This window comes from Lysinibacillus sp. NPDC056959 (genome assembly GCF_042674095.1).
Taxonomy (GTDB): domain Bacteria; phylum Bacillota; class Bacilli; order Bacillales_A; family Planococcaceae; genus Lysinibacillus; species Lysinibacillus zambalensis.
The window spans coordinates 346,462-357,558 of the sequence record NZ_JBHURE010000001.1; the positions used below are offsets into that span (position 1 = coordinate 346,462).

Consider the following 11,097-nt stretch of genomic DNA (forward strand, 5'->3'; position numbering starts at 1 on the left):
ACCTCACCTAATCCAATGTGCTTTTAATAATTGTTGAAAGATTGCATGTTGTAATCCATCTTCTACTTTAAGCTGTAATTGTCGAACACCAAAACGCCGACAAATTGCCTCAAATTCCTCTTCATGTAATAAACGTCTTGCCAAATATGTGTCTAGAACTTTAGAAGACATCGTAACATTTACATCTCTGCCTGTTTCACGATCGAGTAAGCGCACATCACCTGTATATTCTGGTGATAGTTCTTCTTGCGTAACTATTTGCAAAATGCGCACATCCCCCGCAAAACGTGGTAGCCTTTTTAAAAGCTGCTCCCATTCCTCGATTGGCTCCAGTCCGTCCGTCACAATAAATAGTACTGTACTATCCTTAGGCAATGCTTTTAAAGCTCCCTGTGCGAAGCTATTTGTATAAGTTGCTTGCTCTATGTCTGTGACTACCTGTAAAAAAGCACGACGATACATGGCACCTTTACGACGAAATGGTGGCTTCACCTCATCCTGTACAAAAGAAAATGATAAGCGATCATCGCGACCGAGCACCATTAGACCAAGTGAGGCGACAATTTGTCGGGCAAACGTCCATTTTTCTTGTTCGCCCATAGATTTAGTTGTATCTAGTAAAATGTGAACGCGCATCTCTTGTTCATCTAAAAAACGTTTAATAAAGTATTTATCCGTTCTCGCAAAGACATTCCAATCAACCTGACGCACATCATCTCCTAAATGATATTCACGAAAATCGGAAAAATCGAGTGATGCCCCGAAGCGTTGCGAACGGTGCGAGCCCTTGTGTTGCCCACGTAATTTGGAGGCCGTCGCTACTTGGAAGCGACTGATTTTCGCTAGCCAATCCTCGGGCAATAATATTTTTTTTGTCACCTATTAACACCCTGCTGTACTTTTTCTAAAATGACATCAATCACATCGTCTGCTGTTTTGCCTGAAGCCTCCCCTTCATAATTCAACAGCATACGATGGCGTAACACTGGCTTCGCCACAGATTTAATATCTGCTACAGAAACGTGGAAACGTCCATTCATAAGCGCCCTTGCCTTCGCTAATTTGATTAAACTTTGTAAACCTCGAGGGCCGCTACCATACATCGCATATTGCTTAACCTCATCAATGGCATCTACTCTCTCAGGATGTGTGGCCACAACAAGGTCCGTCGCAAATTCGAGCATTTCATCGGCAACGAGTACTTCCTTGACCATTTGCTGCGCTTCAATAAGTGCTTCTGTATCCATGATCTTTTGTAAACCAATTTCCGTAGCGCCTGTTGTACGCTTCATAATTTCCATTAGCTCACTTTTCTCAGGATACGGCACAAGAATTTTACATAGGAAACGGTCCATTTGTGCCTCTGGTAAAGGGTACGTTCCCTCCATCTCAATTGGGTTTTGTGTTGCTAACACGAAGAATGGTCGTGCCATTTTCTTCGTATCTCCTAAAATTGTTACCGTTTTTTCTCCCATTGCTTCAAGCAATGCACTTTGTGTTTTTGGTGTTGCTCGGTTAATCTCATCCGCTAATACCATTTGGCTAAAAATCGGACCTTGTTGGAACGTAAACTGCTGCTTGCCATCAGATGTGCGTTCAATCATACTTGTTCCTGTAATATCCGCTGGCATTAAGTCAGGTGTAAATTGAATTCGCGAAAATGATAAATCTAACACTTCAGAAATTGTACGGATTAACATCGTTTTCCCTAAACCCGGTAGGCCCTCTAATAATGCATGCCCATCAGCAAGCACTGCGTATAATGTATAATCAATTGCTTCCTCTTGCCCGACGATAAAGCGATGAATTTCTTCCTTTACTTGTAGTAATTGCTTACTCATTTCAACATATTGTTGCTCTGTAAATGCCATTTCTTTTCCTCCTACTGAGACTCAATTGACGTGAAATAAGATTGCACGACTTTTTGTAAATCCTTCGGTAATTGTAAACGCTCTGAGCTTTCTAAATAGCTATCTTTATAGGAACCTATAACTTCCTCATATGGACGGATAGAACCTTTAGTAATGGGACCATTTCCTTGTTGCTCTGAAACATGTGATCCTTCACCTAATGCCCCACTATCAACCGAAGTCTGACTAGAGCCACCAATTCGTTTCGGTGTCGTTAATAAATCGCGGCCACCCTGTCCTGTGCCTACACCGCTACCACCTGCTGGACCAGAACCACTGCCTTTGCCCTGTCCTTGTCCTTGCCCATTTCCTTGTCCTTGCCCATTTCCTTGTTGATTGCTTTGACTCGATCCTTGTCCCTGACCTTGACCACTAGCCTGTTGAGAACCGTTTTGTGAATTCCCCTGTTGCCCTGTTTGACCTTGCTGATTACTTGGCTGGGAATTCGCTGAAGACTGTTGATTTTGATTTGAATTAGCATTGTTTTGCTGATTGTTATTGGCACTATTGGCACTCGCAATAGCATTTTGTAAGGAATTACTTGCAGGTTTCCCAAGCTTGCTCATAGCTGTCTGAGTAGCATTGGCATTTTGCGTCAGCTCCTGCTGCATTTGGGCAAGCTCTTTCAATTCCTCCACTTCTTCCTTCGATAAACCTTGCTCGTCAGAAGCGCCATCCTTACTAGCCGTTTGCTTATCTTTTAATTGTTGTTCCTTTAAAGCAAGCTCCTTTTGCTTTTTCACGACTTCACGTAATGCTTCTTCAGCTGTCTCTGCCTCTTTTAACGTATTTTGCAATTCTTTTAATTGCTCTTTCACTTCTTTTGTTTCTGCTGTTTTCTCTAATTTAGCAACTTCCTTCTTAACATCCTCAATGACAGCTTTTTCTTTTTCCACTTCAATTGCTTCAATTTGTGTAGCTGCTGGGAACATATAAAGAATTGCTAGTACGACAGCGGTTCCAAACAACCCAATCAACGCTTTTGGATGGAACAAGTTTTTCTTTCGAGCCTTAAAGTCTGCAAACGCCTTTTCAACATTTTTTACTGCTTTCTTTAGTAAAGATTGAACGAGTGGGTCCTGATTATCCTCGAACGATAAGGCTGTCACTAGCTCATTGTGAGAAAAATAATCATCCAGTGTATGCAATGCTGCCTTTTCCTTTACACGCTTCCACCACATAAATAGCACAGTTGCTAGTATGACAACGATGAAGGTAGTAAGAGCTGTTTGGCGATAATACGGCCACACAAAGAGTCTTGAAACGAGGAAGAGGGAAGCACTCGAAAGCAATGCCAAGAACAAGCCGTACTGTGCAATTGGAATGCTTCTTTCCACCGTTAAACTCGTTTTAGCACGTTGAATATATTTTCTTAATTGCTTACGATGCTCCATAAGATTTCCTCCTTATCGGTTGCTTTTCATATTGGCACGTAATTTTTTAATCGCAATGGTTAAACAAAATACAATAATCAATGAATAGGCTATTAAATAACTAATCCATACAGGTAATTCTACTCCCGAAACTTGTGCTAATGCATCGCCCATAGACGACGAAGTAAGTGTAAGCATTAATGCACCTGGGTTAATAGAAGCCCAAAAATAAGCCATATAAGAAGTCGTCGTACCTACGGCATTATTCCCCATTTGATGGAAGGCCACTGTTAAAAAGAAGAAAAACGCTGTAATGCCACCTAAAAAGATGATCGAACCATACGTAGAAATCATTGCAACAATTGTTCGCTTTGTAATCGTTGAAAACATAACACCAATACTACCAATTGCTACGACTGTTAATAAATAAAATAAAAATATCGAGATTAATTGAGACGGCGATACGCCACCAAATAAAAATACTAAACTATATAATGGTAATCCTGCGATTAGCATTAATACTAAAAATGCTACCGAGGATAATAATTTTCCAACGATAATTTGAGTAGAGCTTTGTGTCGTTGTTAGTAAAATATTTAATGTTTGCTTTTCCCTTTCGCTACTAATGGCACCAGCCGTTAAACTTGGTGTAATGAAAAGAACAAGAGCCATTTGTAATATTGTTAAAACTACAAACATCATAAAGCTTGTTTCTGGTTTGAAGAAACCTTTGCCTGTAAAACCAGTTGTTATAAGCAAAAATCCTGCGATAAAAATACAAAGAACCGCTAAATAAAACATTAAACCTGAAAAGCTTTTAAAAGAACGGAAGCGCAACTTCAATTCTTTTACGAATACCGGATTATAAAATCGTTCCATCATTGATTGTCCGCTCCCTTCGTAATAGCCATAAAGACATCCTCTAAATCTTTTTCCTCTTCACTTAACGCATAAATAGGTAAATTCGCAAGTATAGCTTTTTTCAATAGTGCTACCTGATCAGCATCTGTTCCACGGTAGTTAAAGGCTATCTCTAAGCGATTCTCTATTACATCTATAGAAGAGATAAGTGGATCCTCCTCCAAAAAAGTACGTACCTCGTTTAAACAGTCTGTTACTTTAACTACGATACGCTTCTCCCCCTGTAGCTGCGCTTGAATGGAGGCTACATTGCCATGCGCGATAAGCTTACCATTATCGATCACACCAATTTCATCACACATTTCTGCAAGCTCAGGCAAAATATGTGAGGAGATTAAAATCGTCTTTCCCATAGATTTTAAATTCCGTAAAATATCACGCATTTCTACTCGTGCACGTGGATCCAAACCTGATGCAGGTTCATCTAAAATTAATACTTTAGGATCGTGGATAAGAGCACGTGCTAAACATAGACGCTGCTTCATCCCCCGTGATAGTAAATCCACATAGTCATACCGTTTATTTGTTAAATTTACCAGCTCTAGCAGCTGTGGAATAAGTACTTTTCGTTCCGTCGCTCCAATGCCGTAGCTGGCACCGTAAAAGTCTAAGTATTCGTCTACTTTTAGTTGATCATAGACGCCAAAGAAATCTGGCATATAACCAATTAGTTTTCGTACTTCCTTTGGTTCCTTAATAACGCTCTTTCCGTCAATAACGGCATCACCTGAAGTTGGAGACAGCAACGTTGCTAAAATCGAAAATGTAGTCGATTTACCTGCCCCATTGGCACCTACAAAACCAAAGACAACCCCTTCCTTCAAAGATAGATTCAAATGATCTAGTGCCGTAAAGGAGCCATATCTTTTCGTCAAATCACGAATTTCAATCATTATTTCGCCACTCCCTTCAGCTCTACATCTGGTAATTTCGTTTGCTCACCCGTTTGATCCGGTCCGAACTTAACCTCAATCAACAATTCATCATTATTATTGAAGTATTTTTTTATGTTATCTGTATACACCTGTTTCGTATCTACCAACGGCTCATAAGTTTTCGTCTCGTTATTCCAAATCGATAGCTGCATACGATTACTATCCTTATTCGAAATCGTTAATTCGTTTAATGTTTGAACTGAATTCATAAAATGATCTGGCATCGCGATGGATACTTCATACGAACCATTAGACAAATACCAACTATTTAACTGCTCATCAATTTTGTCATAACTCGAATTAGGAGATAGTGGGTTTACTGAGTACGTAAAGTTATTACGCTTCATCGTAAATGGTCCCGATAGCTCTATTTTGCCATCAAATGGCTGAACCAAATAAGTAAGCGGAGACATATCGGCACCTGTTTCCAATTCAACCCCAGCTATAGCTTGATCGGCCCATGCTGTAATGACAGGCTTTTTCTCTTTTTCTACAAGTGGTAATGCCATAGTTTTCATTGACTCAATACGTGCAGGATTCACTTCTTCCTTCTTCGTTGGATAATTACTGTAATTGTAATTTGTAAAATCAGATGGTTTTTGAAGAACTGTTGCTTTTAGCTCCTTATCGACTTTAAGAGTACCGTTCGCTGCAATGTCGCCAAGTTTAATTTCTTTAATGCCGGAGATTAACGTAACGTCCTTTAAGGCAAACGGGAAATTATTCTTAATAGTCCCAGTCAGCTTTTCATTTTTTAACGTAATATCGATATCCATTTTGCCAATATTTTGTGCCGCTGTTTTACCTGCAAACGACTGAATAGACCAATAGCTTAAATCACGTAGTGTCAGCGTTGAACCATTGGCATTTTCCTTAATATAGGATATTTCATGTAAATCCTCTATTGTCCCTGCAAAATTATTAGAATTTCGCAGCGCGAACGCACTTGTATTCTTATCTGTATTCACAACAAAATCACCACTACGATTTGTTAAAATGGACTCTACGTAATAACCATTTAAACTACTATCTTCATTTACTTTATAAAATGCAGATTGTTGAATTTGCGGTTGCCCAATTCGATCTTTTGCACCAAAAATAAATAAAGCAATAGATAACACAATGGATATCGCGGGAATGATCCACCATGCATGCTCACGTTTGTCTATTTTCTTTAAAATGAAATATAAAATAGGTCCGATAATTAAAATATATAAAATGATAACAATGAGCATATAGCTAACAGATACTTCAAACGAAGGGAATAATTCATTTATATTACTCAGTTCATTTGAAATTTGCTCCAGCGACGACTGTCCATGAACCATTTGTTGTGACATCTTTTGAATATTTATCAATTTCGCCACTAATGATGGGTAACCATCCATAGACGCAAGTGGTTGGTCCCCTAAAGAAAACGTCGTTTGAATAATTTCTCCACTGCCCACTTTTTTCTTAGACGCTAAAATCTTATTGTTTTCTGCTAAAACAGGAATACTTCCTTGATTTCCAGTGGCTTCATAAATTGAAATAGACTGTGTAAAAGCCCCTCCGCCTGATAATTTCGATAGGCTCTCTGCAGAAACGGATGTCATTTTTTGTGATAAAGTTAGTGGTAAATAATCCTTAAAAATAGCTGCTGTTGCATTTACTTGATCACCAGCCCCTATTAATAATGTTCCACCATTCTGTACCCATTTTAGTAAAGACTCTTGTTGCTTTTGGGATAAATCAGCACTAGCAATTTCATCGATGACGATAACATTCGCCATTGCAAACCCTTCTGTATCCTCTGGTAATGTGTAATCCTTCATTTGCTTTAAATTGAACACTTCAACATTATTTTGAGGAGCTAATTGAGAAAGGCGCAAAAATGCTGATAAACGATCACTATTATCCGTTAATGTATAAATAAAAACGGCTGAAGGATCTAAAAGATTACTTTGTAGCTGCTTTGTTCCTTTATAAGCAACCTTTTTTCCCTTTTCTATGCCCCCTTCAAAAAATGCAAACACATCTGAATTCGAGTAATTATAGTTATCAATACCATCTAGATAAATATCAAATGTTTTTTCTTCTCCTGCCGCTATATCTATCGGAAGTACTTTTGCTGTTGCAGCTTGATAGTTGCCCGAAGCATTGATGACCATATCTCCAGAAAAATCTGCACCAATATTTTTTACTGTTACTTGAAGCGGCACAACTGATTGGTATTTAGCCTTACCCGCAATCCCTACTTTAGCCTGTACCTCTAACGTAGCAGTTGCAGTAGCACTTGCCTGCTCCACAGGAAGAATAAGACTAATAACAAACATGAATAGTAGTATGAGTACCGCTATATTTGTTTTCTTCAAAAACTCAACCCCTTTTTATGTAAATTGTTGGCTACATAATTATACGTTTTTAATTACACTTTGTTCCATTTCTTATGACATCTTCATCAATATTCATAAACTCTTAAGAATTAGTTAATTACGAAAGTTAGGGATGACATTTGTTAAACTATGCCAAGGCGAAATTGATATAAGTTGATTGGAGTGGAGACTGGGCGACTCCTTGGGGATCAGCTAGGGGAACGAAGGCTAAGAGCATCACATCCTGTGATAACGCCTTCGTGACCAACATCCTGTTGGCCCGAGACCCTGCAGCGAAGCGAAGCGGCTCATCGGACGCCCCCAGGAAGCTCTGCTCTGCGCGAAAGCGAAGCGTCAGCGGCAAAGCGCCCAGTCGGAACGGAAATCAACCCCATGATGGTGAGATTAAGAATTGTATAAAAAAGGCGGTCTCAAGTGAATCACTTGAGACCGCCTTGCTACTATTTTAATTTCGTATAATCAAACAAACATCGCGCATGGTCTTGCACTACCTCTACAAATGCCTCTACTTGTCGTAACTCAAATGAAGATTCATAGCCAATTAACCATGTATCACGCGTTATACCAAATTCTTTTTCATTATTAGTTAATGCTATTTTATTAATACCATCATTGTCATTTAACGTTATTGAAGGTAAGATAGCGTAACCGATACCATTCAATGCCATTTGCTTACAAATTTCAATTTGATCAACTAAAATTTGTTTTCTTGGATTTGAAGCGAAATGCTGACGCCACCATTGTTGAATTTCCTGATAGTAATTGGAATCACTTTTAAATTGAATAAAAGGTCGATCTGTCGTCAGCACATCTTCTATCGTTTTTAACTCTTTATCCACTAAATAAAGGGTGTCACGGAAAAGGTGAATCTTTTCCCCTTTCCAATCAACCTGCCCACGCACAATCCCTACATGAGCCTCACCCTCATAAAGTGCTTTTACAATTTCAGAGCTCCAGCCGGTCATAAGAGAAATTTTTGCATCAGGATATTTCGATACAAAATCCTTTAATATTATCGGAAGCCAGTTTTGTCCGACTATCGAGGCACAGGCAATTTTCAATGTCCCGTTTACTTTCGTCGTTAATGACTGGATTGTTTCATAAATCTCTTCTTTTTTGCTGAGCATTTCTGTTGCATAGGCAATAATAAGCTCTCCAGCAGGTGTCGCCGTAAGTCCTTTTTGCGAACGAATAAATAATTGCGTGCCCCAGTCTTTTTCAATAGTTTGAAGCCTTTGAGAAAGTGCTGGTTGCGATAAAAATAAACGTTCTGCTGCTTTACGCATATTACGTTCCTCTGCTAGTACTTTTAAAATTTCAGCCTCCGTTGCCATCAATCAGTAAACCTCCGTTACAAGCAAAGAGGGCCTCATGATTTTCATCTGAGTCCCCTCTTAAACTACTACTCTTTTTGATAAATATATTTTTTCAATTGCTTTAGAATAACTCGTCTCGTTAAAATCCCTGCAAATGTTCCATCTTCGTCCACAACACATAAAAAGGCGTGGTTAATTACTAAGTCTAGAGCCCGCTGAAAAGTATCCGTCAATTTCAATACAGCGATATCTTTATCCATTATCGTATCCACTTTAATATCGGGTAGCTTTTCATATTCAATATGTTCTAGTCCAAGAATAGATTCAGTAATCATTTTCATACTTAGTAAACCTTGAAGTCGATATTTCAAATCTAAAACAGGTATCGAAGAATACCCTGTACGTGTCAGTACTAGGAGTGCATGTTCCGCACTATTTCCACTTTGTACATGCGCAACCTTTTCAGATGAAATAATAAAATCACTAATTGGCATTGCTAATAAGTCTTTGCTGTTAGTTGAAATCATGAACTTCTTCTCCTTTTCTGTCCCCGCTTTGCAGAACAGGATGCTTCCCTTTTATCATATCATAACTTTTCCTTATATGACCACGACAAGGCTGAGAAGAGTTTTTTATTAGCAACGAATTATTTTAGCAATTTGAAACAAAACTAAGTATCGAAAATGCATATATAAAGAAGGTTTCACCTGATAGAAATGGAAATATCTTCATTCAGTTATATTTAAAAATATGAACTGAATGAAGACAAAAATCTTTTTAATAACCGTACTTACTCCAATAATAAAAAATCATTATCCCTAAAAAGAGTAAAAAAATGATATATACCCAGACAATCGGGTTGAGCATCGTCGAATAATCTTCAACGGTTTCTGAAATCGGCGTATCTTTTTCCGATTTCCGCTGAGACGTCATTTTGGCAATCTTCAGCGTTGACACAAGCGAAATAGCAGAAATAATCGTAATGGCAATAAGAGCCGGTATTAACCACATACCCATTGGCAAAACTCCTTTCTTTGCCCTTAGTATGCGTCAACCCAGCTCTCCATTATGCAAAAATATTTATTTTAGAATGGATACTGATTGAGCCATTGCCCACCATCAAGTGTCACACATTCCCCATTCATATATCTTGCTTTATCAGACATCATAAATGTTGCTAAATCAGCAATTTCTTCAGGCGTACCTGTACGACCTAACGGAACAGAGTCCAATGTACGAGCCGCTGCAGCCTCTGACTCCCAAAGCTTATCTGCACCACCTGTACGCTCAATAGGACCTGGAGCAATTGCATTTACTCGAATGCCATATTGTTTTCCCCATTCAACAGCTAACGTTCGAGTCAATGACAATACACCTGCTTTCGCTGCTGCCGAATGAATAACACCAGCACCTGCATTCCATGCGTAAGTTGCAACCATATTAAGAATAGATCCTTTAATATTATGTTGGATCCAGTACTTACCGACCGTAGAAGAACAAAAGAATGTCCCATTTAAAACGATATCAACAACAGCCTTCCAACCATTAGGAGATAAATCCTCTGCACGCACAATAAAATTACCAGCTGCATTATTCACAAGCCCATCAACTTGTCCAAACTTTTCAACAGCAAATGCTAGCATCGCCTCCGCATGCTCAGGCACGCGAACATCCATTGGAAATGTTTCAATCGTTTTTCCCGCCTCTAAAATAAAAGCTTTCGCCTCTGCCAGCCGCTCCTCATTACGACCTGTAATGACAACATTTGCCCCTTCAGCAACGAATTGCTTCGCCATATAAAGCCCCATTCCACTTGATCCACCCGTAATAATAATTGTTTTCCCCCGCAACATACAATTTCCCCCTTCGTAAAAATGAATGATGATTCACTTAAATATTACTATATTCTCTCGCATATGTCATATTAATTCTACAAATCTATAGAGAGGATGCAAAATTGAAAGGTTCTTCTAGCTGGAATTCTTATATCGCGAGGTATTCGCAGGTATTTTATTGTTGCGCGCGGGTATTTCACTTCTGCGCGCGGGCTTCGCTTCTCTTCCGCGGGTATTTCACCGCCTCGCGCGGGTATTCACTTCTCTTCTACGGGTATTTCACCACTACGCGCGGGTATTCGCTTCTCTTCCGCGGGTATTTCACCGCCTCGCGCGGGTATTCACTTCTCTTCTACGGGTATTTCACCACTACGCGCGGGTATTCGCTTCTCTTCCGCGGGTATTTCACCGCCTCGCGCGGGTATTCACTCC

At 39.3% G+C, this 11,097-nt stretch carries 11 protein-coding genes; 1 reads left to right on the top strand and 10 read right to left on the bottom strand.

The window, feature by feature from the left end; all coding sequences use genetic code 11:
- Positions 1-3: 3 nt before the first annotated feature.
- The 10 genes from ACFTQ7_RS01605 to fadH all read right to left on the bottom strand — a co-directional run bounded on the left by ACFTQ7_RS01605 (position 4) and on the right by fadH (position 10,683).
- Positions 4-879 (bottom strand): DUF58 domain-containing protein, encoded by an 876-nt coding sequence (locus ACFTQ7_RS01605; RefSeq protein ID WP_386826943.1) that lies wholly within the window; start codon positions 877-879, stop codon positions 4-6.
- A complete protein-coding gene (locus ACFTQ7_RS01610) occupies positions 876-1,871 on the bottom strand; it encodes an AAA family ATPase (RefSeq protein ID WP_386826944.1) in 996 nt (331 codons plus the stop codon). The genes ACFTQ7_RS01605 and ACFTQ7_RS01610 overlap by 4 nt, the downstream gene beginning before the upstream one ends.
- An 11-nt stretch (positions 1,872-1,882) precedes the next feature.
- Complete coding sequence (locus tag ACFTQ7_RS01615) at positions 1,883-3,304, bottom strand: hypothetical protein (RefSeq protein ID WP_386826945.1); 1,422 nt, start codon at positions 3,302-3,304, stop codon at positions 1,883-1,885.
- A gap of 12 nt (positions 3,305-3,316) precedes the next feature.
- The gene (locus ACFTQ7_RS01620; protein WP_386826946.1) at positions 3,317-4,165 is read right to left on the bottom strand and encodes an ABC transporter permease; all 849 of its coding nucleotides are present in this window, start codon (positions 4,163-4,165) and stop codon (positions 3,317-3,319) included.
- On the bottom strand, positions 4,162-5,097 hold the full coding sequence (locus ACFTQ7_RS01625) for an ABC transporter ATP-binding protein (RefSeq protein WP_386826947.1): 936 nt from the start codon (positions 5,095-5,097) through the stop codon (positions 4,162-4,164). Before ACFTQ7_RS01625 ends, ACFTQ7_RS01620 begins: the two co-directional genes overlap by 4 nt.
- The gene (locus ACFTQ7_RS01630) at positions 5,097-7,493 is read right to left on the bottom strand and encodes a hypothetical protein (RefSeq protein WP_386826948.1); all 2,397 of its coding nucleotides are present in this window, start codon (positions 7,491-7,493) and stop codon (positions 5,097-5,099) included. The genes ACFTQ7_RS01625 and ACFTQ7_RS01630 overlap by 1 nt, the downstream gene beginning before the upstream one ends.
- 461 nt (positions 7,494-7,954) lie before the next feature.
- A complete protein-coding gene (locus ACFTQ7_RS01635) occupies positions 7,955-8,848 on the bottom strand; it encodes a transcriptional regulator CcpC (protein WP_349659102.1) in 894 nt (297 codons plus the stop codon).
- Positions 8,849-8,916: 68 nt separating this feature from the next.
- On the bottom strand, positions 8,917-9,357 hold the full coding sequence (gene cbpB / locus ACFTQ7_RS01640; RefSeq protein ID WP_079559656.1) for a cyclic-di-AMP-binding protein CbpB: 441 nt from the start codon (positions 9,355-9,357) through the stop codon (positions 8,917-8,919).
- A 250-nt stretch (positions 9,358-9,607) separates the two neighbouring features.
- Entirely contained in the window at positions 9,608-9,847 is a 240-nt protein-coding gene (locus ACFTQ7_RS01645) for a short-chain dehydrogenase (protein WP_386826949.1), read from the bottom strand.
- Between the two features lie 68 nt (positions 9,848-9,915).
- Positions 9,916-10,683, bottom strand: coding sequence for a 2,4-dienoyl-CoA reductase (fadH, locus tag ACFTQ7_RS01650; protein ID WP_386826950.1), 768 nt, complete (start codon positions 10,681-10,683; stop codon positions 9,916-9,918).
- 104 nt (positions 10,684-10,787) lie between these two features.
- Between fadH and ACFTQ7_RS01655 the strand changes: the two genes are divergently transcribed.
- Positions 10,788-11,097, top strand: a 310-nt coding sequence (locus ACFTQ7_RS01655) for a hypothetical protein (protein WP_386826951.1), incomplete at its 3' end; no start/stop codon positions are given.

Bases quoted from the DNA above. Each gene is read 5' to 3' on its own strand.
- ACFTQ7_RS01625 (WP_386826947.1), bottom strand. From the start codon at position 5,097: ATGATTGAAATTCGTGATTTGACGAAAAGATATGGCTCCTTTACGGCA.
- ACFTQ7_RS01620 (WP_386826946.1), bottom strand. From the start codon at position 4,165: ATGATGGAACGATTTTATAATCCGGTATTCGTAAAAGAATTGAAGTTG.
- ACFTQ7_RS01610 (WP_386826944.1), bottom strand. From the start codon at position 1,871: ATGGCATTTACAGAGCAACAATATGTTGAAATGAGTAAGCAATTACTA.
- ACFTQ7_RS01635 (WP_349659102.1), bottom strand. From the start codon at position 8,848: ATGGCAACGGAGGCTGAAATTTTAAAAGTACTAGCAGAGGAACGTAAT.
- ACFTQ7_RS01615 (WP_386826945.1), bottom strand. From the start codon at position 3,304: ATGGAGCATCGTAAGCAATTAAGAAAATATATTCAACGTGCTAAAACG.
- fadH (WP_386826950.1), bottom strand. From the start codon at position 10,683: ATGTTGCGGGGGAAAACAATTATTATTACGGGTGGATCAAGTGGAATG.
- cbpB (WP_079559656.1), bottom strand. From the start codon at position 9,357: ATGATTTCAACTAACAGCAAAGACTTATTAGCAATGCCAATTAGTGAT.
- ACFTQ7_RS01645 (WP_386826949.1), bottom strand. From the start codon at position 9,847: ATGGGTATGTGGTTAATACCGGCTCTTATTGCCATTACGATTATTTCT.